Source organism: Streptomyces sp. HUAS CB01 (assembly GCF_030406905.1).
Lineage (GTDB): Bacteria > Actinomycetota > Actinomycetes > Streptomycetales > Streptomycetaceae > Streptomyces > Streptomyces chengbuensis.
The window spans coordinates 5464854-5491518 of record NZ_CP129137.1 but is presented as its reverse complement, the minus strand read 5'-3'; the positions used below and the strand labels follow the sequence as shown (position 1 = coordinate 5491518).

Below are 26665 nucleotides of genomic sequence, written 5' to 3'. Positions count from 1 at the left end.
GGCGACCGCGCCGCCGATCGTGGAACGCGCTCGAAGCCTCCCTTCGGTGCCATGCCCCGGGCTCCGCTCCGCCGTCCAGCTGACGCCTTTTCAGACAATCCCGGACCGGTTCACGCCCTCCCCGAGGACACCCGCACTGGGCAGAGGCCGTCGTGCCGTGTGCCGGCTCGGGAAGGGCCCGGACCGGCGCGCGGCGGCCGCACGGTAGGGAACGAGCCATGCGCGGGCGTCCGCGCCGCGGATGGCCCGTACCCTCTGCCCACCGCTGTCCCTGAACTGGATGTCTTCAGTCCGCATCCCGGCAGGGCCGCCGTGTTCCGCCTGGCACGGCCGTTGGGCGGCGCCGGCGGAACGTGCGGTGAAACGTCCGCTTAACGAACACGGCCTTTCACTCAACGGACGCAATCCGGCCATTCTCTTGACGCGCTCCTGACAGGAGACGTCCACTCCTGCGACTCTTCCACCGATCCACGCACTACATGCTCCTCAGCTCTGCCGGGCGGCCCACCCAGCCGTCTTCGACCCCCCTCGCAGAAGGAGTTCGCGTGAGACCCACGCCCAGCCGTCGCGCGTCCGCGACCGGCGCTCTGCTCGCAGTCGCAGCCCTCCTGGCCGTCGGAGTCCAGTCCGGCTCCGCCGCCGCCGCTCCCGACGCCGCACCGATCGCCCCGAAGCAGCAGTCCGCCTCCGGGGCCGACCCCGGCGCGCTGCCCGCGCAGCTCTCCCCCGCCCAGCGGGCGGAGCTGCTTCGCGAGGCCAACGCCACCAAGGCGGCGACCGCGGCCGAACTCGGCCTCGGCGCCCAGGAGAAGCTCGTCGTGCGCGATGTCGTCCAGGACCGGGACGGCACCACGCACACCCGCTACGAGCGCACCTACGCGGGCCTGCCCGTGCTCGGCGGCGACCTGGTCGTCGCCGAGACGAAGGCCGGACGGACCGAGTCCGTCAGCAAGGCGTCGACGGCCGCGCTGAGGAACGTCGACACCAGCGCCGACGTCGCCCCGGCCGCGGCCGAACGGCAGGCCGTGGCCGCCGCACGCGCGGAGGGTTCGAAGGACACCGCCGCCGACCGCGCCCCGCGCAAGGTGGTCTGGATGGCCCAGGGCAAGCCGACGCTCGCGTACGAGACCGTCGTCGGCGGCCTGCAGCACGACGGCACCCCCAACGAGCTGCACGTCGTCACCGACGCCACCACCGGCGCGAAGCTGTACGAGTGGCAGGCCGTCCACGAGGGCACGGGCAACACGATGTACAGCGGCCAGGTGACGCTGGGCACCGCGCCGTCGTACACCCTGACCGACACCACCCGCGGCAACCACAAGACCAACAACCTCAACCGCGGCACGTCCGGCTCGGGCACCCTGTTCTCCGGCCCCGACGACACCTGGGGCGACGGCACCCCGCAGAACGCCGAGACCGCGGGCGCCGACGCGCACTACGGCGCGGCGCTGACCTGGGACTACTACAAGAACGTGCACGGCCGTTCCGGCATCAGGGGCGACGGCGTCGGCGCGTACTCCCGGGTCCACTACGGCAACAACTACATCAACGCGTTCTGGCAGGACAGCTGCTTCTGCATGACCTACGGCGACGGCGCCGGCAACGCCAAGCCTCTGACGTCGATCGACGTGGCCGCGCACGAGATGACGCACGGCGTCACCTCCAACACCGCCAAGCTGGTCTACAGCGGCGAGTCCGGCGGTCTCAACGAGGCGACGTCCGACATCTTCGCCGCGGCGGTCGAGTTCCACGCCAACAACGCCCAGGACAAGGGCGACTACCTCGTCGGCGAGAAGATCGACATCAACGGCGACGGCACCCCGCTGCGCTACATGGACAAGCCGAGCAAGGACGGTGCCTCCAAGGACGCCTGGTACTCGGGCATCGGCGGCATCGACGTGCACTACTCCTCCGGCCCGGCGAACCACTGGTACTACCTGCTCTCCGAGGGCAGCGGCGCGAAGACCATCAACGGCGTGAACTACGACTCGCCGACCTCGGACGGACTGCCCGTCACCGGCATCGGCCGTGACAAGGCGTCGCTGATCTGGTTCAAGGCGCTCACCACGAAGTTCAACTCGACGACCAACTACGCGGGGGCCCGCACCGGCACGCTCGCGGTCGCGACGGAGCTGTACGGCGCGAACAGCGCCGAGGTCAAGGCCGTGACCGACGCCTGGGCCGGCATCAACGTCGGCTCCCGGCCCGGCGGCGGCGAGCCCGGTCCCGGCAAGGTCTTCGAGAACACCGGCGACGTGAACATCCCGGACCTCGGCACGGTCAACTCCCCGGTCGCGGTCACCGGCATCGCCGGCAACGCCCCGTCGAACCTCAAGGTCGACGTCGACATCAAGCACACCTGGCGCGGTGACCTGGTCATCGACCTGGTGGCCCCGGACGGCACCGCCTACCGGCTGAAGAACTCCAGCGGCAGCGACTCCGCCGACAACGTCATCGCCACATACACCGTGAACGCCTCCAGCGAGGTGGCCAACGGCACCTGGAACCTCCGGGTCCAGGACGTGGCCCGCTACGACACCGGCCACATCAGCAATGTCAAGCTGACGTTCCCGTAAGCACCGGGGGTCCGTCAGGGCCCGTGGTCACCACCTCCCGGACCGCCCGGGGGAGCTCCGGCTCCCCCGGGCGGTCCCGCGCGCGGGAGCCCGTTTCGGACACGGACGGTCCCGCGCGCGGGAGCCCGTCACGCACGGACGGTCCCACGGGGGGAGCCCGTCACGCACGGACGGTCCCACGGGGGGGAGCCCGTCACGCACGGACGGGTACACGCACCACCGCACGTCCGGACAGACGGTCCGCCCCGTCGAACCGCCCGGCTGCGCCCGGGTTCAGCGCATCAGCACTCCCGCGCCCTCCCCCGCCGTCTCGGCCGGCCAGGCCACCAGACCGGGGTCCGCCCCGTGCGGCAGGAGCGGGTGCGCGGGCAGTACCCGGACCGTGTAGCCGAACGGGCCGGTGCGGTCGAGCGCGAGCGGGCCCTCGTAGATCCACCGGCCCGCCGTGTCGGGACCGCCGGCGGCAGGCTTCAGCGGGAAGGCCTGGGCATCGGCGATCGCGTCGTCCGCGTCGACCCGGCCCGCGACGGCCTGCACGTCCACGTCCTCGGGCCGCAGTGCGCCGAGGGTGACGCAGACGCGCAGGGCCAGCGTCGACCCCAGCTCCGCCGCGCCCGTGTCCGCCCCCGCCTCGACGTGGCCGACCGAGACACCGGGCCAGGCGGCGCGCACCCGGGCCTTCCAGTCGGCCAGTTCGCCGGCCGCGCCGGTGTCCAGGGCGAGCACCCGGTGGGCCCGGGCCGCCGGGGCGTAGAGCCGGTCCACGTACTCACGGACCATCCGGTCCGCCAGCACCTTGGGCCCCAGCGCGGTGAGGGTGCGCCTGACCATCTCGGTCCAGCGGGCCGGGACCCCGTCCGCGCCCCGGTCGTAGAACAGCGGCGCGATGCGCTCCTCGACCAGCCCGTACAGCGCGGCGGCCTCCAGGTCGTCGCGGCGGTCCTGGTCGTGCGCGGCGGTGCCGTCGGCCGTGGGCACGGCCCAGCCGAAGTCCGGCTCGTACCACTCGTCCCACCAGCCGTCGAGGACGGACAGATTGAGGCCCCCGTTGAGCGCGGCCTTCATCCCGCTGGTGCCGCACGCCTCCAGCGGCCGCAGCGGATTGTTCAGCCACACGTCGCAGCCCGGCAGGAGCTTCCGCGCCATCGCCATGCCGTAGTCGGGCAGGAAGACGATCCGGTGCCGGACCCTCGGGTCGTCAGCGAACCGCACCAGTTCCTGGACCAGCCGCTTCCCGCCGTCGTCGGCGGGATGTGCCTTGCCCGCGACGACGATCTGCACCGGCCGCTCGGGGTGCAGCAGCAGCTCCGTCAGCCGTTCCCGGTCACGCAGCATCAGGGTGAGCCGCTTGTAGGCGGGGACGCGGCGCGCGAACCCGACGGTGAGCACGTCCGGGTCCAGCACCCCGTCGATCCAGCCCAGCTCCGCCGTCCCCGCGCCGCGCTGGCGCCAGGAGGCGTACAACCGCTCCCTCACCTCGTGCACCAGGCGCTCCCGCAGCACCCGGCGCAGTGCCCAGAGGTCGGTGCCCGGGGTCGACGCGATGTCGTCGCCGAGGGCGAGCACTTCCGGGGCCACCCAGGTCGGGGCGTGCACCCCGTTGGTGACCGAGGTGATCGGTACCTCCGCCGTGTCGAAGCCCGGCCACAGCCCGCGGAACATCTCACGGCTCACGGCGCCGTGCAGCGTGGAGACGCCGTTGGCCCGCTGGGCGAGGCGCAGACCCATGACCGCCATGTTGAACACCTCGGGGTCACCGCCCGGGTAGCTCTCCGAACCCAGCCGCAGCACCCGTTCCGCGTCGACCCCGGACAGCTCGCCGCCCGCGCCGAAGTGACGGGCGACCAGCTCGCGGCCGAAACGGTCGATCCCGGCGGGCACGGGAGTGTGGGTGGTGAACACCGTCCCGGCCCTGACCGCCTCCAGCGCGGCGTCGAAGCCGAGGCCGTACGTCAGCAGCTCGCGGATCCGCTCCAGCCCCTGGAAGCCGGCGTGGCCCTCGTTGGTGTGGAAGACCTCGGGCTCGGGGTGGCCGGTGAGCCGGCAGTACGCGCGGACCGCGCGGACCCCGCCGATGCCGAGGAGCATCTCCTGGAGCAGCCGGTGCTCGCTTCCGCCGCCGTACAGCCGGTCGGTGACGTCGCGCTCCCCCGGCGCGTTCTCCTCGACGTCCGAGTCCAGCAGCAGCAGGGGTACGCGGCCGACCTGCGCCTGCCAGATCCGGGCCCGCAGCGAGCGGCCGCCGGGCAGGTCCAGGGACACCTGGGCGGGGCTGCCGCCGGGCTCGCGGAGCAGGGTCAGCGGAAGCTCGTCGGGGTCGAGGACGGGGTAGTGCTCCTGCTGCCAGCCGTCCCGGGACAGCGACTGGCGGAAGTAGCCGTGCCGGTAGAGCAGTCCGACGCCGATCAGCGGAACTCCCAGGTCGCTGGCGGCCTTCAGATGGTCTCCGGCGAGTATGCCCAGGCCGCCCGAGTACTGCGGCAGCGCGGCGGTGATACCGAACTCCGGCGAGAAGTAGGCGACGGCGGCGGGCAGCGGCGTCCCGTCGCCGGACTGCTCCTGGTACCAGCGCCGCCCGCGCAGATAGCCGTCGAGATCGCGGGCGGTCTCCGAGACGCGGAACAGGAACTCCGGGTCGGTGGCGAGTTCGGCGAGCCGGCCCGCGGTCACCGAGCCGAGCAGCCGCACCGGGTCGCCGCCGGCCGCCCGCCAGCCGGCGGGATCCGCGCCGCGGAACAGCTCCCGCGTCGGGGCGTGCCACGACCACCGCAGGTTGCGGGCCAGCTCGCTGAGCGGGGCGAGGGGTTCGGGGAGGACGGGGCGGACGGTGAATCGACGAATGGCCTTCACAGGTCCCACCTTCGAAACGGGTGTTCATCCGGGGACGCACGACGCTGTGCGCCCGTCCGACCTCTCGACCGTAGTCGCGCGCCGCCCGGCTCAACCACGGCGCGAGGAGGGCGCATCGAGCCGTGCCTCCATCGGCCGATCGCGGGCCGTGCCGCCTCCCGCGCCCCGAACGGAGGTTCGTACGGGGTCGGACGGGCCGTTCACGCCCGCCCTCACAGCGGCGGTCGCGTGGCCCCCGACCGACGCCGGGCGGCGCCGTGCTACCGCGCCTGGGCTGCGTCGGCAGGCCCGTCCGCGGCCGCCGGGAGCGCGTGCAGGGTGCCGTGGGAGGCCGCCGCGTAGACGGTGCGGACGTCCGGGGCGTGGGCGGTGGCGAGGATCTGGCCGCCCAGGTCGAAGCTCTGCAGCGAGGCGCCGTCCGCCGCGTCCAGCATATGCAGCCGGCCGTGCCAGCCGCCCGCGTAGACGGCCGACCCGTCGGCGCACAGCGAGAAGAACTCCTCCCCGTCGGCGTACTGGGCGCGCCAGATCCGTTCGCCCGTCTTGGCGCTGTGGCAGTGCACGGTGCCCGCCGTGTCCCCGACGATCAGCGTGTCGGCGACCCGCACGGGCGGGGCGACCACCGGCGCACCGAGCCTGGCCTCCCACAGCGTGCTGCCGTCGGCCGCGGCCAGACAGCGCAGACCACCGTCCCCGTCCGCGACCGCGACCCGGTCGTCCAGCGCGAGCGGCGCCGTCGGCGCCGGCGCGGGCAGTCGCACGGGGCGGTCCCAGCAGACACGGCCCTCCTCGTCGTCGACCGCCAGGAGTTCGCAGCCCTGCCCGGCCGAGAGGTACACGTGCCGGGGGCCGGCCGCGACCGGCTCCGCCGGGCAGCCCGCGGAGTCCGTGAGCGGTTCGGTGCGCCACCACACCCGGCGGGTGACGGCGTCGAAGTGGTGGATCCGGCCCGTGCCGTCGCCGAGGAACACGCTCTGCCCGCGCAGCAGCACCCGCGCGTGCGGCAGGCTGCCGGCGGGGACCGACCACCAGAGGGTGCGGGCACGGGTGTCCCAGGACTCCAGTCGGCCGGCGGCGTCGCAGACCAGCAGCAGCGCGCCTTCCGCGCACAGCTGCACGGGCGGCGCGAAGTCCCGGTGCCGGGACTGCTCCCGGCCGGTCGCCGCGTCCAGCCAGCGCACGTCGCCGCCGCCGTCCGCAGTCACGACACTGCCGTGGCCGGTGGACACGACCTGGTGCGGCCATTCGCCGGCACCCGCGCTCCAGCTGCGCCGCCCGGTGCAGAACGGCACGGTGAGGTCGGCGCCGTTGCCGGCCCCCGTGAGCAGTTCCCTCAGCTCGGAGCGGTAGTGGGCCAGGGTCCGGGCGACATCGCCCGGGAGGCGGAGGGTGCCCGGTTCGCCGAAGCCCTCGGCGACCTCGGCCAGGGTCGGCCGGTCGGCCGGGTCCTCCGCCAGGCAGGCCCGGATCAGCCGGCCCGTGCGGTCGTCCGGCAGCCCCGACAGGTCGGGCGCGGCGCCGGACACCCGGCGCAGCAGCATGGCGCGGGCCTCGCGCTCCCCGGTGTACGGCGGATGCCCGGTCAGCCCGTAGAGCACGATCGCGCCGATCCCGAAGACGTCGGTCGCGTTCACCGTCCTCGACAGGCCCATGATCTGCTCGGGTGCGCAGAAGTGCGGATGGCCGATGACGGTGTCCAGGCTCACCGTCACCCGCTGGCCGCGGATGCGGGTCAGCCCGAAGTCGATGATCCAGGGCCCGTCCTGGGTCATCAGGACGTTGCCGGGGTGGAGGTCCCGGTGCAGAAGGCCCTTGCTGTGGGCGGTGTTCAGGGTGTCGACCAGCTCGGCGGCGACGGACTGCACCGTGTCGCGGGGCAGTGCGCCCCCGTGCGACTCCAGGATCCGGTAGAGGGACAGGCCGGGGATGAACCGCGTCGCCAGGGTGGGCTGCCGTCCCGCGCCGAAGTCGAAGACGAGCAGTTCGGGGATGCGGGCGCCCTTGCAGCGGTCGAGCGCCTTGCTCTCCTGGTGGAAGCGCTGCAGATGCTGGGCGTCCTCGGTGAACTCGGACTTGAGCAGCTTCACGGCCCCGAGGGTGTCGAGCCCGCGCTCGCCGCCCGACGGCCTGCCGAGGTAGACGGTGCCGAAGCCGCCCGTGCCCAGTCTGCCGAGCAGCCGGAACCCCGCGGCCTCGGGCGGGTCGACGGCCGGGTCCAGCGGCTTCACCATGACGGGTTCCTCTCCTCGGGGCGGCTGTGCGGGGTGGGACGGCGCGGGCGTGGCCTCGGGCCTGCGTGCCGCGCGGGTACGGGCGGGGTCGAGCGGGGCCGGGCGCCGACGGAGGGTGCGGGCACCGCTGGGTGTTCGGGCACCGCTGGGAGTGCCGTGCACGGGCCGGCCGGGCGCCCTCGGACCGGGCGCGTCCGGCCACGTCCGCGGTCCGGGCACCGGTCCGCCCGGGCCCGGGCACGAGCGGGGTTCCCCACGACGAGCGCGGGCCGGGACCGCCTCCCGACGTCGCAGGGCGCCGGGACCGGGACCGGCACCGGCCACGAAGCGGAGCCCGGGACCGGCACCAGCACCAGCACCAGCACCAGCACCAGCACCAGCACCAGCCACGAAGCGGAGCCCGGGACCGGCACCGGCACCGGCCACGAAGCGGAGCCCGGGACCACGACGCGCGCGAGGGGCGGGTGGAGCCGCGCCCCGCTCACTGCATGACGACGGCCTGGCTCCCCGTCTCGTGCGAGAAGCCGATGCCGCACAGCACGGTGGACTTGCCGAGTTCGCACGTACCGCTGTCGCGCAGCCGCTCCCCGCCCGGGCGCGGCGCCTCGCGGTCGCACCGCAGGACGAGCACGAGCCGGCCGCCCTCATGGCGTCCGCGCACGGTGATGCGGGCCCGGACGTCGCCCGCGTCCGTCTCCTCGCTGACCTCCCGGCCGCGCAGCACCAGGGTCTGCCGGCTCCCCGTCCGCAGGTCGGTCACGACCAGCGCGCCGGACAGGGTCGGGTTGCGGCGCTTGTACGACCGCCACGCGGCCGCCCCTCCGAGCAGGGCGACGAGCAGCACCAGCGGATAGAACCAGCCCGGGGCCCGGCCGGGGACGGTGCCGACGAGGTCCACGTCGGTGACGGTCGGGCCGCCCGTGGTGAACTTCGCGTACCCCAGCGAGCTGCGGACGGCGGGCGTCCACGGGGAGGAGACGTCGGCCCGGAGGCCCACCCCCGCGCGGAAGTCCCGGGCGCCCGGGATCAGACTGAACTCGGGATTCTGATTCCACGTCAGTTTCAGTTCGACCGTGCGGCTCTGCCCTGGCGCCAGGTCCACGGGGCGGCCGGCGCCTTCGACGTCGACGCCCGGGCCGTCGGGCGCGGCCGCCGTCCGCAGGGTCACCCGCAGCGGTACGTGCCGGGTCTTCGAGGCGAGCGTGACCCGGACGGTCCGGGAGCGGGCGCCCGTACGGTCACCCGTCGCGAGGGTGACGGCGCCGGACCGCGGCGACCGCACTCCCTCGCCGTCCACGGTGACGGCCACCCCTCTGCCCTCGTCCGCCCGGAGAACGCTCACGGCCTTCTCCGCGCGCACCTGGTCCTTGGCGACACCGAGCTGAGTGCCCAGCGCCGCGGGGTCCACGGGCAGGATGCGCGGGGCGCCGAACGCCCCTCCGAGCACCTCGCCGACGCGGGTGCCCTCGGCGAGCGGCACTCCGTAGCCGACGATCTTCCGGTTGGTCCCCATCGCCGAGTAGCGCTCCTTGAGGCGCTTCCAGGCGGGGGTGCCCTGACGCTCGTACGGGCTGCCCGGGGCGTTGACGGCGCCGTCGGTGAGCAGCAGCACCGCCCCGACCGGGGCCGTGCTGCGGTTGAGCTGCTCGGCGGCGGCCTCCAGCGCGGAGCCGTGGTCACTGGCCGACTCCGTCGCGGTGGCCGGGAGCCCCTTGGCGAACAGGCTTCCGCCGCCCTTCGCCCTCACCGGGGACATGGGATGGACGACGCTCGTGGCCCGGCCGAAGGTGACGACCGCGACCTCGTCGGCCGGCGTGAGGGTCTTGAGGAAGGCGTCCAGCCGCCGTTTGACGGTGGCGTAGAGCGGAGCGCCGTCGGGTCCGCGGTCCTGCATCGAGCTGGAGGTGTCGACGAGGACGACGTAGGCGGACGGCACCTCGTCGACCTTCAGCGAACGGTAGATGCCGTCGCGCGGGAGCGGGGTGTCGGCGGCCGTGACGGCGGCGGCGGGCGACGCGCCGGAGGCGGTCAGCGCGGCGCCGAGGGCGAACAGCAGGGCGCGGCGCGCCGCGGCGTGGTCGGTGTGCATGGGGATCCCCCTGTGAGGTGCGTGGAACGGGCCCCGGGCCCCGGCGCGGCGCCGGGAGCGGAGAGGCCGGTGGGGTGGGTGCTGCGTATCGGTGCTGCGGGTGCTGCGTGTCGCTACGGCAGGTGCTGCGGGTGCTGCCTCTCGGTACGGCGGGTGCTGCGGGTGCTGCCTGTCGGTACGGCAGGTGCTGCGGGTGCTGCCTCTCGGTACGGCGGGCCGGCGGATCGGGTCGCTCGGTGCCCGCTCCCGGGGCTACGAGCGGGCGGGGAAGGAGCCGGCGCCGAGGCTCCGCAGGCGGGCGATCTCCTGCTCCGCCATCTGCTGCTTGTGCCGCAGCTCGCGGATCCCCTGCTCGAATCCGGTCCGTTCCGCGGTCAGTTGCCGGATCGCGTGGTCGCGGTACTGCTGCCAGACCCCGGAGTCCCGGCCGCGGGCGAGGGCGAGTTCCAGGTCGAGGCGCTCCTGTCGTGCCCGGTCCGCCCCGGTGTAGGCCTCCCAGGTCCTGCGGTAGGCGGTGAGGACCGAGAGGACCCGGTGGCCGGTGCGTTCCCGGGCGGCCCAGGACCGCAGGGGTACGCACAGGCTGTCGCCGTCGGCACCGGCCCGGCGGGCCGCGTAGAGGTGCGAGGCGAGTTCGTCGAGGTCCTGCGGGCCGTCGCCCGCCGCCCGGGCGGCGCGGTGGACGGCGCGGAGCGCCAGGGCCGCTCCCAGTTGCGGCAGTTGCCCGGCGATGCGCCGCAGCCACCGCTCGTCGTGCTCGGTCTCGTGCCAACGGGGTTCCTCGGTCAGCCGTCGCACGGCGTCCGCGACCACCTGGACGTGGGGCCCGTGCCGCTCCAGCAGGCGCACCGTCAGTTCGCGCCCGGCCCGATCGGGTCCCTCCCCGGTCTCCGGGTCGACGTTGAGGACCCCCTCCAGCAGCATCTGGACCACGAGCGTGGCGTGGGTGCGTACGGGGTGGCAGTCGAGTTCCGAGCAGAGCGTCGAGATGTAGCCGTCGAGGCGGGTGGGAAGCCCGGCGGAGCCGGGCCGCTCCGGTGCCTCGGCGAGGGTGAAGAGGGCCAGCGGCGGCAGGCCCGTCAGGGCGCACAGCACGTCCCAGCGGGCCGCGGTCTCGGGTCGCACCCCGTGCGGCCGCCCCGCCAGCACCCGTTCGAGCAGCATGCTGGGAGGGGTGTCGAGCGGGTCGGACGGCGTCTTGAGGAAGGCGCAGTTGATCAGGCCCTGGAAGAACTCCCCTTGGAGCACGTACTCCGCTCGCCCGCAGGCCGCGGCCGCTCCCAGCAGCCGTACGGCGGCCTCCGGGTGCGCGGTGGTCCACTTGCGGGAGGGCGCGCCCTGCCCGGAGTCCAGCAGTTCGTACAGCGGGGCCAGTTCGGCGCTGCCCGTGGCCCTGGGCGCCGAGCCGTCGCCGAGCCACCGGAGCCAGGCCAGGACGTCCGCCGCCGGGTCGGGTCCGGCGCACAGGGCGTGGACGAGCCGGCCGGCCAGACCGGGGGTGACCAGCAGCAGGGACTGGGTGAAGGCCATGGTCCCCACGGGGAACGGGGCGACGTGGGGCAGCAGTTGTTCGACGACGGGGTCCGGCGCCTCGGTCCCCGTCCGGCCCCGCACCTCGTCGATGACGAAGGCCAGGACCTGGTCGAGGGGGTCCAGGTCCTCCTTGGTGCCGGAGGTGGCCGCGCGCGCGGTCTCGAACCGGTCGCGGGCCCGGGCCGGCTCATCGCTGAGCAGGTCGTCGACGAGCCGGCCGCGGAAGGCCTCGGAGACCTCCTGGTGCTTCAGATGACGCGCGAGGGGGGCCATGTCGACGGAGTGACCCGCCAGCTTCTGCCCGGAGAGGACGGTGACGGAGCGGGGGTCGGCCAGCGGGTGGAGCAGGGCCGCGTCGATCCGGTCGTTCCCGACCTCCCGCCCGGCGCGGACCTCCTGCTCGACGGCCAGCGCCGGGTCGAGGCCGCCGAGCACCCGGAGTGCCTCGTCGTGGGCGTCCGGGCCCTCGATGTCCATCGGCTCGCGCGCGTCCGCCAGATGCTCCAGGACCGCTTCGCCGCCGTGCCGGGCCCACGCCTCGATCAGCAGGTCGCGGTAGGCGCGGGCGTCGGCGGACAGTCCGCCGACGTCCGGGAGTTCCCCGCCCCAGGCCAGGCTGACGACGCCGGGGGCCTCGTCGGGGACGCCCCAGTACAGGCGCATCGGCACCTCGGACCCCGAGGAGACCCAGGTGGCGGCCGAGAGGGTGCGGCGCATCCCGAAGGGCAGCATGGCCGCGACGCAGTCGAGGACGTCCAGCAGCACGAGGGGGTCGTACATGCGGCCCCCCGTCACCACCACCGTGCCGTCCAGCAGATAGCCGGCGGCGGCGGCCAGCCAGTGGACCGCCTCGGTCACCCGGGGCCCGACGTGAGCGGTCACCTGGGTCACCAGCCGCCCGCCCGGCGCGACGGGCAGCCGGGCCGGTGCGGCTCCCGCGGCCGCGAGTTGCGGCACGGCGTCGAGCGCGGCCCTGGCCAGTCCGCACCAGCTGAGGGCGAGTCCGCTGACCTCGGCCGCCGGCACGGCGAAGTGGTCGATCCGGCAGATCGGCCGGTTCGTCCGGTCGACGGCGTCGGTGCCTTCGAGGAGGAAGATGCCCACCGTCGGTGTCCCGTCTGGTGCGGTGCAGGGCCCGAGGGTGATCCAGGGCAGCCGGTCGCCCGGTGCCGGGGTGCCGGGCGACCAGCGGTGGATGTCCCTGTTGAAGTCGGCGCTCCGGTCGGGCGGGCAGGCGGCCAGCACCTTGTAGCCGCTGTTGGTGTGGGGTTCCTTGCCCCACAGGGCCCAGTCGGCCGTCAGTCCCGGTGGCATGGCGGTCTCCTCTCGTACGGTTCTCGGCTGCCGGGTCAGGAGTGCTGCGGGCCGACGCCGCGCAGGAAGAGGAAGGGCTCGAGGATGTTGACGGGCTGCGGAGGGGCGACGAACCGCACGGCGTCCTCCACGGGGTTCACCAGGGAGGGGTTCTCGAAGTCGAAGCCCCGCTCGGGGTCGACCCAGAAGCCGACGGCTGAGCACACGAAGTACCCGACGCGCTCGGGGGCGAAGAACAGCTCGATCTGCTGCTTGATCTCGCGCAGGCTGCCGTGCGGGAAGGCGTGGCAGAGCCCGTCGAACAGGCGCTTGGCGTCCATCACCTCGGGCTGCCCCGTACGCGGGTTGAGCCGGACGTTGCCCTGTTCGCAGGCGAAGCGGAAGACGCGGTCGTCGTCGAACTTCGCCAGGCACACGGCGATGCTGTGCGGCAGCAGATTGCCCTGGCGTTCGCCGCGCATGTTGACCTCGGTGGCCACTCCGGCGAGGACGTCGGTGAAGAAGTCGGCGTTCTGGCGGGCGTCGTCGCCGACCGGCCCGTCGTCGCCGTTGACCTGCCACTCGCGGACGGGGTCGACGACGTAGACCATCGCGCGGGAGGCCCCGAGGTCCTTGATGAGCTTGCCGCCGAGGGCGGTGCCCGTCTGCGAGTGCAGGTCGAACGCCTCGCCGGGGAGGTCGCGGAGGGTCACCTTGAATTCCATCTGGTCGCGACCGCCGGCGCCGCCGCGGCGCCAGCGCCTGCGGCCGGCGCGGGAGAACCGGGTCCCGGTGAGGTCCCCGGCGAGGGTGAAGCGCACCGGGCGCTGCTCCGTCAGCGTCGCCATCGGGAAGGTCCGGTCCCGGTAGAGGATGTGCGCGAGATCGCTGAGGAACTTCTTGGAGGCGTGGTCCTCCGGCCACATGCTCCACTTGCCGTACATGGGGTCCTGCACGGCGCGGGACAGCGCCGCCAGCAGTGTGGACTTCCCGCTGCCCATGCCGCCCCAGAGGGTGATGGTCGACTCGGGTGCCGACGCCGGGGCCTCGGGCTCCTGGCGTTCCTCGTCCTGGGGGACCGCCCTGTCGGCGGCCGCCGCCTTCCGCGCGAGTTTCGCGGGCTTGTCCGGTTTCGCGGGTTTGGCGGACTTGTCGATGGCCTCGGGGCCGCCGAACCTCTCCGCGAATCCGCCGGGCGGGGGCTCGGCCGGCCGGCCGGGGTCCGCGGGCGGTGTCCCGGGGGCCCGTGCCGTGTCCTCGCGCGGCGCCGGGGGCGCGGGAGCGGCCGGGGCACCGGGTGACGCGCCGTTCGGCGGTGCGGACCGGGCCGGTGGCGGGGCCGGTACCGGCGGCAGCGCTGCCCGGCCTCCGACGAGTGTGGACGGGTCCCACACGGCGAACGGCCCCTCCGCGGCCCGGTCGTCCCTGGTGCGGTCCTGCTTGGCGTCCTTCGGCGTGCCTTCGGGGCGCTTTTCGTCCTCGGGCATGGTGGGGCTCCCCCAGTCGTGGCGGCGGAGTGAGGTCCGCCGCACGGTCGTTGTCCGGACCCGCACGCCCTCCGGGGCGCACGGTTGGTGTGCCGTGGTCCTCAGCCGGCGGCCTCGTGCAGCCACTCCCCGCTCGCGCCGTCGGGGACGACGAGCCGGATGGGGGCGCCGTCCTCGGGGAGGCAGAGCGCCGGTGCCGTCACGGCGGAGGCGACGCGGCGCGGATCGTGGCCGGCGGTGAACCGGCCGTCGGCGCCGAAGAGGTCCCACGCGCGGTCCGCCCAGCGTGCGAGATGGGGTTCCCCCTCCAGGTGGTCCATCCACGCGGGCTCGTCCACGACCGCCACGCAGGCGACGCCGTCGTAGTGGCGCAGCTCGTCGAGCGCGGCCTCCCACTCGACCCGGTCGGGGCAGATCCGCACCGCCGCGCTGCGCCGCAGCACCTGCGGCGGAGCGGCGCGCGGATGGGGAGGGCGGGAGCCGATCACGAGGAGCACCCGGTGGCTGTCCGGCCGCCACAGATGGCGGCGGGCGGCGAGTTCGTGGGGCACGTGCTCCAGTCCGGTGGCGAAGTCGTGCCGCAGCGGGCTGTGGTGCCAGCCCGTCAGTGCGCGTTCGGCGGCCTGCGCGGTCGCCATGCCGAGCCGGTGCACGATGGGGTCGCTGTGGTGCGGGCGGTCGAGGGGGGCGTGGTCGCGGTAGCCGATGAGCCCGACGCGGAGCGTGTCGTCGCCGCCGACGGCGTGCCGTACGGCGGCGACGACGGCGGCCGCCTCCTGCAGGCGCTCCTCGACGGCCGTGCCGCCGCCCGCCTGCGGACCGGCGACCTCCACGGCGAGCACGAGGTCCACGGGCCGCGGCCGGGAGAGCCGCCGGGGCGTGGTGTGCGCCAGGGCCGTCCAGGGCGCGGTCTCCGGTTCGTGGTGTCCGTCGTAGGCGAGGTCCACCCGGTCAGGACCGCGCAGCCGGTAGTGGAGCGCCGCGCGGGAGCCCGGCGGGAGTTCGAGGCGGTCGGCCCGCACGGGGCGCCATCGCGAGGGCGGTTCGCCGGGGCCCGCGGAGACGACGACGGCGGCGCTCTCCCCCGTGGTGGCACCGTGCGGCGGCGCGGCCACGGGTACCCGTACGACGGCCCCGGGTTCGCCGCCGGCCGGCTCGCCGCTACGGCTGCCGGCCGGGAAGAGCGGGCGCCGCACGAGTCCGACCGTGCCCGAGGTTCCGTCGATGTCGGCCGCGGCCAGCCAGATGGCGTGGCGCAGCGGGAGGGCGTCGATCAGGTCGCCGGGGTGCCCGGGCCAGTGCGCGGGCAGTCGCAGCCGGAGGACCGCGGCGGTTTCCGGGCGCAGGGTGTCGGCCGCCTGCTCGACGGGCCGCCAGCCGGCGGCCCGGACGACGACCAGGAGCGGGGCCGTGCCGAGCGGGGTCCCGCGCACGAAGGTGTGCAGCGCCCGGGTGAGCGGATCCGTGACGTCCGCGGCGGCGGGGCCGGTTCCTCCGGCGAGGACGAAGAGCCGCCGCAGCCGCTCGGCGGGGAGCGCCGGGGGGCCGGGCCGGCCGTCGGTGCCGTCGGTGCCGTCCGTGAACTCGCCCCAGGCGGAGTCGGCGAGCGGCCGGGCCTCGGGGGCGTGGCCGTCGCCGCCGTAGGCCAGCCGGCTCAGGCGCAGCCGCTCGCAGCCGATCTCGAGGACGTCCAGTGCGGCGAACCGCCCGCAGGCGAGGGAGGTGAGCGCCCAGCCCAGTCCCGAGCGGGTGGTGCGGGCGCTCTCCCGGGCGAGGACGTCGCGCCAGGCCCGCTTCCATGCGTGGGGGTCGGGAGGGGTGCCGGTGCCGGGTATCAGACGGGCCGCCCGGCGGTGGTCCGGTGCCGCGGCCGGGTCCGCCCCGGCGGGCGGGCGGTCGGCGCGCGCTGCGGGTCCGCCTTCCATGACGTCCACGGCGCGGAGCGCGGCTCGAAGATCGTCCTCGATGCCGATTCCCGCATGGTCCGGGTGCATTGTCCCCCACCCCCCGATGCGATCGCGCCGAGTGCGCTGGGCACGGCCGGCCGTCGCGGCTTTTCGAACGTGATGCAGGCATGGATGTGCCCAGGTGAGGATGCACGCATGACTGATCGTCGGAACCCGGAGTCCCCACTCCGGATGAGGCTTCACAGTAATCATCCCGTGGAGGGGAACGCAGCTTTTTTCGCAACCTTTCAACAAAAGTCGGCCGCCGCGTTCCGCGATCATTCCGGCGACCTCAGCGATTGGCCAAAAAGAATCGCAGGCGATCGATTCTGTATGAGTAATCAGGAATTAGCGAACTCAACACGGTAAGAAGATGACCGAAGTTGACTTCAAATGTTCATGACGGCCGCTCCCCGCAGGACCGGAACGGTTCCGGATGCGGCCGCGCCCGGCCCCCGGACGGCCGCGGCCTTGTGCCGCAACCTACGCCCTAGTAGTTAACGCACCACCGGATTGCCGACCCGAAGCGCGTGGGAAGGCTCCCCCGGTACGCACCGGAACGCACTCGCGACCCTTCCATTCGAGTGAACGCGGACAGGAGCGGCCATGCCCGCAGCCCGTCAGTCGTCAACGGAGCAGCTACAAAGAACACCCGCCCCCCGTGAAGAGGGACCGCCCGTTCGACCCGCCGAGCCCGCACAGCCCCCAGGTGATGCCGTGAACCCGCTGATTGGCCGCATTCCCGTGCTGGACGTACGCCCCCTCGTCGACTGCGGCCGAAGGCCCGCGAAATCGACCGTCGGCGAAACGTTCCAGATCACCGCCACCGTGTTCCGCGAAGGGCACGACGCGGTGGCCGCCAATGTCGTCCTGCGGGATCCCGGGGGCCGGCCCGGCCCCTGGACCCCGATGCGCGAACTCGCGCCGGGAACCGACCGCTGGGGCGCCGAGGTCACCCCGGACGCCGAGGGACGGTGGACCTACAGCGTCGAGGCGTGGAGCGATCCGCTGGCCACCTGGCGGCACCACGCCGGCATCAAGATCCCGGCCGGGATCGACACGGACCTGGTCCTCGCCGAGGGCGCGGAGCTCCACGAGCGCGCCGCCGCGGGCGTCCCCAAGAAGGCGGGCCGGGAGGCCGTGCTCGCCGCCGCCGACGGCCTGCGCGACAAGGACCGGCCGGACCGCGAACGGCTGGAGGCCGCGCTCGCCCCGGACGCGCTCGCGGCGCTCGCCCGCCATCCGCTGCGCGAACTGGTCACCGCCTCGCCCCCGTTGCCGCTCCAGGTGGAGCGCACCCGAGCGCTGTTCGGCTCCTGGTACGAGTTCTTCCCGCGCTCCGAGGGTGCCCGGGTCACGGGCGGCAGACTCGTCTCCGGCACGTTCCGGACGGCGGCGCAGCGGCTGCCGGCCGTCGCCGCGATGGGCTTCGACGTGGTGTACCTGCCACCGGTCCACCCCATCGGCAGCACCTTCCGCAAGGGCCCGAACAACACGCTCGAGGCCGGCCGGCACGACGTCGGGGTGCCCTGGGCGATCGGCTCGGCCGAGGGCGGCCACGACGCGGTCCACCCCGACCTCGGCACGCTGGAGGACTTCGACGCGTTCGTGCGTTGCGCCCGGGACCTGCGGATGGAGGTCGCCCTGGACTTCGCCCTGCAGTGCTCGCCCGACCACCCGTGGGTGACCGAGCACCCCGAGTGGTTCCACCACCGGGCGGACGGCAGCATCGCCTACGCGGAGAACCCGCCGAAGAAGTACCAGGACATCTATCCCATCGCCTTCGACCGCGACATGAAGGGTCTGGTCAAGGAGACGGTGCGGGTGCTGCGCCACTGGATGGCGCACGGGGTGCGGATCTTCCGTGTCGACAATCCCCACACCAAACCCGTGGTGTTCTGGGAGAAGGTCATCGGCGAGATCAACCGGACCGACCCGGACGTGATCTTCCTCGCGGAGGCCTTCACCCGCCCGGCGATGATGCGCACGCTCGGCGCGATCGGCTTCCAGCAGTCGTACACGTACTTCACGTGGCGCAACACCAAGCAGGAGCTGACCGAGTACCTGACGGAGCTGTCGGGCGAGGCCGCCGCCTGCATGCGGCCCAACTTCTTCGTGAACACCCCGGACATCCTCCACGCGTACCTCCAGGAGGGCGGCCGGCCGGCGTTCGAGGTGCGCGCGGTGCTCGCGGCGACCCTCTCGCCCACCTGGGGGATGTACGCGGGGTACGAGCTGTGCGAGAACACCCCGCTGCGGCCCGGCAGCGAGGAGTACCTGGACTCGGAGAAGTACGAACTGCGGCCCCGCGACTGGGAGTCGGCCGAGCGGGAGGGGCGCAGCATCGCCCCGCTGATCACCACGCTCAACCGCGTCAGGCGCCGCCATCCGGCACTGCAGCAGCTGCGGAACCTCCGCTTCCATCACGCCGACAACGACGCCGTGATCGTCTACAGCAAGCGAACGGGTTCGAACACCGTTCTGGTGGTCGTCAATCTCGACCCCCACCACACCCAGGAGGCGACGGTCTCGTTTGACATGCCGGAGCTCGGCCTCGAACGGCACGAGACCGTACCGGTGCGCGACGAGCTCACCGGCGAGACCTATCACTGGGGCAGGGCCAACTATGTGCGCCTCGAGCCGGGCGTCACGCCTGCGCACATCGTCGTCCTGCGACCGTCCCCGCCGACCGGAGGGTCACCCACATCATGATCGTCAACGAGCCCGTCCACGACACCTTCGAGGACACCCCCGCCAAGGACCGTGACCCCGACTGGTTCAAACGCGCCGTGTTCTACGAGGTCCTCGTCCGCACCTTCCAGGACAGCAACGGCGACGGCATCGGCGACCTCAAGGGCCTCACCGCCAAACTGGACTATCTGCAGTGGCTGGGCGTCGACTGCCTGTGGCTGCCGCCGTTCTTCAAGTCCCCGCTGCGCGACGGCGGTTACGACGTCGCGGACTACACCTCGGTGCTTCCGGAGTTCGGCGACCTGGCCGACTTCGTCGAGTTCGTCGACGCCTCGCACCAGCGCGGGATGCGGGTCATCATCGACTTCGTCATGAACCACACGAGCGACCAGCACCCGTGGTTCCAGGAGTCCCGCAGCAACCCGGACGGGCCGTACGGCGACTACTACGTCTGGGCCGACGACGACAAGCAGTTCCAGGACGCCCGGATCATCTTCGTCGACACGGAGACCTCCAACTGGACGTTCGACCCGGTCCGCAAGCAGTACTACTGGCACCGCTTCTTCTCACACCAGCCGGACCTCAACTACGAGAACCCGGCAGTGCAGGAGGAGATCATCTCCGCGCTGCGCTTCTGGCTGGACCTCGGCATCGACGGCTTCCGGCTGGACGCCGTGCCGTACCTGTACCAGGAGGAGGGCACCAACTGCGAGAACCTCCCGGCCACCCACTCCTTCCTCAGGCGGGTCCGCCGGGAGATCGACGCCCACTACCCGGACACGGTGCTGCTGGCCGAGGCCAACCAGTGGCCCGAGGACGTCGTCGACTACTTCGGCGACTACCCGTCGGGCGGCGACGAGTGCCACATGGCCTTCCACTTCCCCGTGATGCCCCGCATCTTCATGGCGGTGCGGCGGGAGTCCCGCTACCCGGTCTCCGAGATCCTGGCCAAGACCCCGGAGATCCCCAAGAACTGCCAGTGGGGCATCTTCCTGCGCAACCACGACGAGCTGACCCTGGAGATGGTCACCGACGAGGAGCGCGACTACATGTACGCCGAGTACGCCAAGGACCCGCGGATGCGGGCGAACATCGGCATCCGTCGCCGACTGGCCCCGCTGCTCGACAACGACCGCAACCAGATCGAGCTGTTCACCGCGCTGCTGCTGTCCCTGCCCGGCTCCCCGATCCTCTACTACGGCGACGAGATCGGGATGGGCGACAACATCTGGCTGGGCGACCGCGACGCGGTGCGCACCCCGATGCAGTGGACGCCGGACCGCAACGCCGGTTTCTCGTCCTGCGATCCCGGCCGGCTCTATCTGCCGACCATCATGGACCCCGTCTACGGCTACCAGGTCACCAATGTCGAGGCGTCCATGGCGTCCCCCTCGTCGCTGCTGCACTGGACCCGGCGGATGATCGAGATCAGAAAGCAGAACCGGGCCTTCGGCCTCGGCACCTTCACCGAACTCCCCTCGTCGAACCCGGCCGTGCTGGCGTACCTGCGCGAGGCGCCGGCGACCGACGACGGCTCGGACGACCTGGTGCTGTGCGTGAACAACTTCTCCCGGTTCGCCCAGCCGACGGAGCTGGACCTGCGCCGGTACAACGGCCGGCATCCGGTGGAGCTGATCGGCGGTGTCCGCTTCCCCGCGATCGGCGAGTGGCCGTACCTGCTGACCCTGGCCGGGCACGGCTTCTACTGGTTCCGGCTGCGCAAGGAGCCGGTGCCCGCCGAGACCGCCGCCAACGGCGCCGCGCGCAAGGCCCCGGCGCCCAAGGGCGTGTGATTCCGGCACATGCCATGTCGTGTGCGGGGCGGTTGGGCCGTCCCGCACGGGGCACGATTCCCCTCATATCGAGACCCGGTCCGAGTCCGTACGGACCATCCTCCGCCGACACTCCCCCTGCCTGCGGCGGGGGGACCCCCACGCACAGCCCGGACAGCTATTATTTGCCGCAATCCGGGACACTCTTCGCAACCTGTGGTGTGCCCGGGGAAAGGACGCGATGCCATGTCGGAGGCTGCATCCACCCGGACCCCCGTCGCCCTGCTGCCTTCGCTCTCGCCCCTGCTGCGCGAGTGGCTGCCCCGGCAGCGGTGGTTCGCGGGAAAGGGGCGCCCGGTCACCGGCTTCGCGCTGGTGGCGGCGGTCGAACTGCTGCCGGTCGACTCGACCGGCCCCGGACTGCTGCATCTGCTGCTGCGCGTCAAGCAGCCCGGCCAGGCCGTGGGCTCCAGGACCGCCGGCGGCCGGACCCCGGCCGGGAAGCGCGACTCCGGTACCGGCGGCGACTGCTACCAGCTGCTGCTCGGCGTACGCACCGCGCTGCCCCCCTACCTCGCCCAGGCGATGATCGGCCGGGTCGACGAAGGGCCGCTCGCCGGCCGGACCGTCTACGAGGGACTGCACGACCCCCGGCTCGCGGGGCTGCTGCTGGAGCGGCTGCGCACGCCCGGCCGGTTCGGCCCGCTCCGGTTCGACCGTGCGACTCCCGTGCCGGGCGGACTGCCCGCCCGCGTGCTCGACGCCGAGCAGTCCAACTCCTCGCTGGTGTACGGGGATTCGTACATCCTCAAGATCTTCCGGCGGGTGTACCCGGGCGTCAATCCCGATCTGGAGCTGCCCCTCGCGCTCGCCCGCGCGGGCTGCGACCGGGTGCCCGCACCCGTCGCCTGGTTCGAGTCGGACACCCCCGAGCCCTGCACCCTCGGCGTCCTCCAGCCGTTTCTGCGCGGCTCCCAGGACGGCTGGCAGCTGGCGCTCAAGGCACTCGCCGAGGGCGACGACTTCACCGAGGAGGCGCAGGCCCTGGGCAGGGCCACGGCAGAGGTGCACACCGCGCTCGCGGCCGCGCTGCCCACCGTCTCGCTGAGCGGGCCCCAGACCGAGCACCTGGCGACGGCGATGAACGAGCGGCTCGACGCGGCGCTCCGGGCCGTACCCGCGCTGCTGCCGTACGTCCGGGGGCTGCGCGCAGCCTTCGACGCGATCGCCGGGGCGACCTTCGACGGCGACGGCAGGGCCCAGCGCATCCACGGCGACCTGCACCTCGGCCAGGCGCTGCGCACTCCCGACGGCGGCTGGTCCGTCATCGACTTCGAGGGGGAGCCGGCTCGTCCGCTCGACGAACGCCGCCGGGTGCAGCCGCCGGTGCGCGACATCGCGGGGATACTGCGCTCCTTCGACTACGCGGCCCGCACGCACCGCCCCTGGAACCCCGCCTGGGCGGCGCGCTGCCGTGCCGCGTACTGCGAGGGCTACGCCGACGCGTCGGGCTCCGACCCGCGCGCCGAGGCGGAACTGCTGCGCGCCTACGAGACCGACAAGGCCGTGTACGAGGTCGTGTACGAGGCCCGCCACCGGCCGGACTGGCTGCCCGTCCCCATGTCCGCCATCCAGCGACTGGCCGGCCCGGCGGGCTGACGCCGCGTCGCCCCCGCACCGCGCCCCCTGACCCGATCTCCCCCTGAGCACAAGGAGGCCGTCCCCCGTGACTCCCCGCAATGGCGTACGCCCCGCCAAACCGCTCGACGAATCCGACCGGGAACGGCTGCTCGGCGGCGCGCACCACGATCCGCACTCCCTGCTCGGGGCGCACCTGGTCCGCGGCGGGGTGGCCTTCCGGGTGCTTCGGCCCTTCGCGGAGTCGGTGACGGTCCTGGCCAAGGGCCTGCGTGCCGAACTGCACGACGACGGCGACGGCTTCTTCTCGGCGCTGCTGCCGCTGCGGAAGGTACCCGAGTACGCGCTCCAGGTCGGGTACGAGGACACGACCGTCGAGTCCGCGGACCCGTACCGCTTCCTCCCCGCACTGGGCGAGCTCGATCTGCACCTGATCGGCGAGGGCCGGCACGAGGAGCTGTGGCACGCCCTCGGCGCCCGGCCGATGACGCACCAGGGGGTCACGGGCACCCGGTTCACGGTCTGGGCGCCGAACGCCCGGGGGGTCAGGGTCGTCGGCGACTTCAACTACTGGGACGGCACGGCCTGTGCGATGCGCTCGCTGGGCTCCTCCGGGGTGTGGGAGCTGTTCCTACCCGGTGTCGGCGAGGGCACGCTCTACAAGTTCGAGATCACCCGGCCCGACGGCTCCCGCACCCTCCGGGCCGATCCCATGGCGCGCCGCACCGAGGTGCCGCCCGCGAACGCGTCCGTCGTCACGGAGTCACACCACGTGTGGCACGACGAGGCGTGGATGGCGAACCGCGGCGCCCGCCCGGTCCACGAGGCCCCGTTCTCCGTGTACGAGGTGCATCTGCCGTCCTGGCGGCCGGGGCTCACCTACCGTCAGCTGGCCGACCAGCTCCCCGCCTACGTCAAGGACCTGGGCTTCACCCATGTCGAGCTCATGCCGGTGGCGGAGCACCCCTTCGGCGGCTCGTGGGGCTACCAGGTCACGGGCTTCTACGCGCCCACGGCGCGGATGGGGACCCCGGACGACTTCCGCCACCTGGTCGACGCGCTGCACCGCGCCGGCGTCGGGGTCATCATGGACTGGGTCCCGGCGCACTTCCCCCGGGACGACTGGGCGCTGGCGGAGTTCGACGGACGTCCGCTGTACGAGCACTCCGACCCGGCCCGTGCCGCGCACCCGGACTGGGGCACGCTCGAGTTCGACTACGGGCGCAAGGAGGTCCGCAACTTCCTGGTCGCCAACGCCGTGTACTGGTGCGAGGAGTTCCACATCGACGGACTGCGGGTCGACGCGGTCGCCTCGATGCTGTACCTCGACTACTCGCGCGAGCACGGCGAATGGAGCCCGAACGAGCACGGGGGCCGGGAGAACCTCGACGCCGTCGCCTTCCTCCAGGAGATGAACGCGACCGTCTACCGGCGCTGCCCCGGTGTGGTGACCATCGCCGAGGAGTCCACCGCCTGGGACGGCGTGACCCGGGCGACCCACCACGTCGGGCCGGCGGGCTTCGGCGGGCTCGGCTTCGGGCTGAAGTGGAACATGGGCTGGATGCACGACTCGCTCGGCTACGTCGAGCACGAGCCGGTGCACCGCAGGTTCCACCACAACGAGATGACCTTCTCGATGGTGTACGCGTACAGCGAGAACTACGTGCTGCCGATCTCGCACGACGAGGTCGTGCACGGCAAACGCGCCCTGGTGTCGAAGATGCCCGGCGACTGGTGGCAGCAGCGCGCCAACCACCGGGCGTACCTCGGCTTCATGTGGGCCCACCCGGGCAAGCAACTGCTTTTCATGGGGCAGGAGTTCGCCCAGGGTGCCGAGTGGTCGGAGGGCCACGGCCCGGACTGGTGGCTGCTGGACCCCTCGTACTCGGCCGAGGGCGACCACCGCGGGGTGCGGAACCTGGTGCGCGAGCTGAACAGGGTCTACGCGGCCACTCCGGCGCTGTGGCAGCGGGACACGGTCCCCGAGGGCTTCGCCTGGGTGGACGGCGGGGCCGCCGACGACAACGTCTTCGCGTTCCTGCGCTTCGACGCCGACGGGGCCCCGCTGCTCGCGGTCTCCAACTTCTCGCCCGTGGTGCGGCACGAGTACCGGCTCGGTGTGCCGCCGTCCGTGCCGGCCTGGGCGGAGGTGCTGAACACGGACGCGGCACGGTACGGCGGCGGGGACGTCCGCAACGACGACCCGGTGAAGCCCGAGTCCGTCGCCGCCCACGGCCACCGCACGAGCGTGCAGCTCACCCTGCCGCCGCTGGCGACGGTGTGGCTGAAGCCGGTGTGACGACGCCGAGCCGCTGGGTGGCCCTCGTCAGCGCGACGTAGAGGTCGTTGGGCTGCATCCGCTCGGGCGCCACCACCAGCACCGTGTCGAACTCCAGGCCCTTGGCCTGGCGCGGGTCGAGCAGGACGACGGGCCGGGAGAGGTCGAGCGGCCCGTCGCCGGCGAGTCCGGTGAGTCCGGCGTGGAGCTCGCGCGGGGCGATGACGGCGAGCCGGCCCTCCTCCGGCGCCTCGGCGGCGGCGAGGGCCGCCACGCCGGCGAGCTCCACGGTGCGCTCCCAGGGGGCGACGCCGGTGGACCGGATGGAGCGCGGCGGGGTGAAGCCGGGGTCGGTGCTCCGGCGCCGCTCGGCCGCGTACTCCATGATCTCGGCGGGCGTGCGGTAGTTGACCCCGAGCCGCGCCAGCTGCCAGCGGTCCTCGACGTACGGGGCGAGGATCCGCTCCCAGGAGTCGCACCCGGCCAGGTCCCCGGTCTGGGCCGGGTCGCCCACGAGGGTCATCGAGCGGGTCGGGCAGCGGCGCATCAGCAGCCGCCAGGCCATGGCGGACAGCTCCTGGGCCTCGTCGACGATGATGTGCCCGAACGCCCAGGTCCGGTCGGCTGCGGCACGCTCCGCGGCGCTGCGGTGGTCGGTCTCCTCCTGCCGTTCGGCCATGCGCTCGGCGTCGATGATGTCGTGGGCGGACAGCACCTCGGAGGCGTCGGCGTCGACGTCCTCCTTGTCCTCGAACTCGTACGTGCGGGAGGCGTACGAGACGTCCAGCACGCCCTGCGCGTAGGCGATCTGGCGGGCGCGCTCGGCCTCGGCGGCGGCGCGGGCCGCGGAGTCGTCCTCGCCGAGGAGTTCCGCCGCCTCGTCGAGGAGGGGCACGTCCGCGGGGGTCCACGGTCCGCCGGTGCGTCTGATCAGGTCCGCGTCCGCCCCGTCCAGGTGCGTGGGATCCGCGAGGTAGTCGGCGAGGAACTCCTCGGGGGTGAGCGGGGGCCACAGCGACGCGATCGCGGCGTGCACCTCGGCACTGGCGGCCACGGCCTTGCCGAGCTGGGCGATGTCGTCCGGGCCGAGGAAGTTGGGGCCGCCGTAGGGGTCCTCGCCGATGCGGTCGGCGAGTTGGGTGGTGAGGTCGTCGATGATGCGGAAGGCGAAGTAGGGGCGGGCGAGGTTGTGCGGCAGCCCGGTCTCGCGGGCCTTGTGCCGCGCCTCCACGGCGATGTCCCAGTCGAGGACCAGCTCGCCGTCGTCGTGCGCGATGACGATCGGCTCGCCCTTCTCGGGCACCTGCTGCCGGTCCCGTACGGCCTCGGCGAGCACGCCCGCCATGTCCGCGCGGCCCTTGACGGCCGCGGCCGCGGGGCTGTCGGTGCCGGTGGCGTGGATCCCGGGGTACAGCTCGCCGACGGTCGACAGCAGGACGCCGGTCTCGCCGAGGGACGGCAGCACCTCGCCGATGTAGCCGAGGAACGCCGGGTTGGGCCCGACGATCAGCACGGCCCGCTTGGCGAGCTGCTCGCGGTGAGCGTAGAGGAGGTACGCGGCACGGTGCAGTGCGACGGCCGTCTTGCCGGTGCCGGGGCCGCCCTCGACGACGAGGACTCCGTGCTGCGGGGCGCGGATGATGTGGTCCTGCTCGGCCTGGATGGTGGAGACGATGTCGGCCATCCGCCCGGTGCGGGCGCTGTTGAGGGCGGCGAGCAGCACCTCGTCGGCGTCGTGCGACTCATGGCCGGTGCGGGTCGGGTCGGCGAGGTCCATGATCTCGTCGTGCAGCCCGGTGACGGTGCGGCCCTCGGTGGTGATGTGCCTGCGCCTGCGCAGGCCCAGCGGTTCGTACCCGGTCGCGAGATAGAACGGGCGCGCCACGGGCGCCCGCCAGTCGATCAGCAGCGGCGTGCGTTCGGCGTCGTCCCTGCGGATTCCCGTCCGCCCGATGTGGTACGTCACTCCGTCGCGCCGGTCGATGCGCCCGAAACAGAGTCCGGAGTCGGCGGCATTCAGCGCGGCGAGCGAGGCGGAGTGCTCCGCCACCTCGATATCGCGTTCCACCCGCGCCTGCCGACCGGTGCTGACCTGCGCCATCGTGGCACGCACGGCGGACTCGGCCTCCCCCCGCAGCTGATCGAGCCGCTCATGGGCGAGGGAGACGAATTGTTGTTCCTGCCGCATTTCCTCGGTTGACAATTCAGCTCCTGACGCGCTACAGTACGTTTATTGAAGTGCTTCGCGTTCCTTGTTCCATCCGAACGCGAAACGCGGAAC

Annotated in this window: 12 protein-coding genes; 5 read left to right on the top strand and 7 right to left on the bottom strand. The window is 73.1% G+C overall.

All coding sequences use genetic code 11. From position 1 onward, the window contains the following. The first annotated feature begins 545 nt into the window (after positions 1 to 545). A complete protein-coding gene (locus QRN89_RS24345; RefSeq protein WP_290351507.1) occupies positions 546 to 2576 on the top strand; it encodes a M4 family metallopeptidase in 2031 nt (676 codons plus the stop codon). Positions 2577 to 2849: 273 nt separating this feature from the next. Here QRN89_RS24345 and glgP read toward each other — a convergent pair whose 3' ends face one another. From glgP to QRN89_RS24315, 6 genes are all read right to left on the bottom strand, one after another. Then, positions 2850 to 5426: an alpha-glucan family phosphorylase gene (gene glgP, locus QRN89_RS24340; protein ID WP_290351506.1), complete on the bottom strand. Its 2577-nt coding sequence runs from the start codon at positions 5424 to 5426 to the stop codon at positions 2850 to 2852. Between the two features lie 260 nt (positions 5427 to 5686). Further along, positions 5687 to 7657 carry a protein kinase domain-containing protein gene (locus tag QRN89_RS24335; RefSeq protein ID WP_290351505.1) on the bottom strand — a complete coding sequence of 657 codons (1971 nt, stop codon included), beginning with the start codon at positions 7655 to 7657 and terminating at the stop codon, positions 5687 to 5689. Between the two features lie 481 nt (positions 7658 to 8138). Beyond that, positions 8139 to 9746: a vWA domain-containing protein gene (locus QRN89_RS24330; RefSeq protein WP_290351504.1), complete on the bottom strand. Its 1608-nt coding sequence runs from the start codon at positions 9744 to 9746 to the stop codon at positions 8139 to 8141. A gap of 252 nt (positions 9747 to 9998) precedes the next feature. Continuing rightward, positions 9999 to 12593, bottom strand: coding sequence for a hypothetical protein (locus tag QRN89_RS24325; protein ID WP_290351503.1), 2595 nt, complete (start codon positions 12591 to 12593; stop codon positions 9999 to 10001). Positions 12594 to 12628: 35 nt separating this feature from the next. Continuing rightward, positions 12629 to 14059, bottom strand: a complete 1431-nt coding sequence (locus QRN89_RS24320; protein ID WP_290351502.1) for a hypothetical protein — start codon at positions 14057 to 14059, stop codon at positions 12629 to 12631. Positions 14060 to 14160: 101 nt separating this feature from the next. Next, positions 14161 to 16053, bottom strand: coding sequence for a hypothetical protein (locus QRN89_RS24315; protein WP_290351501.1), 1893 nt, complete (start codon positions 16051 to 16053; stop codon positions 14161 to 14163). A gap of 678 nt (positions 16054 to 16731) precedes the next feature. Between QRN89_RS24315 and QRN89_RS24310 the strand changes: the two genes are divergently transcribed. From QRN89_RS24310 to glgB, 4 genes are all read left to right on the top strand, one after another. After that, positions 16732 to 18717, top strand: coding sequence for an alpha-1,4-glucan--maltose-1-phosphate maltosyltransferase (locus QRN89_RS24310; RefSeq protein WP_290353845.1), 1986 nt, complete (start codon positions 16732 to 16734; stop codon positions 18715 to 18717). Beyond that, positions 18714 to 20489 carry a maltose alpha-D-glucosyltransferase gene (treS, locus tag QRN89_RS24305; protein ID WP_290351500.1) on the top strand — a complete coding sequence of 592 codons (1776 nt, stop codon included), beginning with the start codon at positions 18714 to 18716 and terminating at the stop codon, positions 20487 to 20489. Before QRN89_RS24310 ends, treS begins: the two co-directional genes overlap by 4 nt. A 225-nt stretch (positions 20490 to 20714) precedes the next feature. Then, positions 20715 to 22127: a maltokinase N-terminal cap-like domain-containing protein gene (locus QRN89_RS24300; RefSeq protein WP_290351499.1), complete on the top strand. Its 1413-nt coding sequence runs from the start codon at positions 20715 to 20717 to the stop codon at positions 22125 to 22127. 67 nt (positions 22128 to 22194) lie between these two features. After that, positions 22195 to 24405 carry a 1,4-alpha-glucan branching enzyme gene (glgB, locus tag QRN89_RS24295; RefSeq protein WP_290351498.1) on the top strand — a complete coding sequence of 737 codons (2211 nt, stop codon included), beginning with the start codon at positions 22195 to 22197 and terminating at the stop codon, positions 24403 to 24405. Here the strand turns inward: glgB and QRN89_RS24290 are convergent. Beyond that, complete coding sequence (locus tag QRN89_RS24290) at positions 24362 to 26572, bottom strand: HelD family protein (protein WP_290353844.1); 2211 nt, start codon at positions 26570 to 26572, stop codon at positions 24362 to 24364. The two genes, glgB and QRN89_RS24290, sit on opposite strands and share 44 nt — an antisense overlap. Between the last annotated feature and the right edge of the window lie 93 nt (positions 26573 to 26665).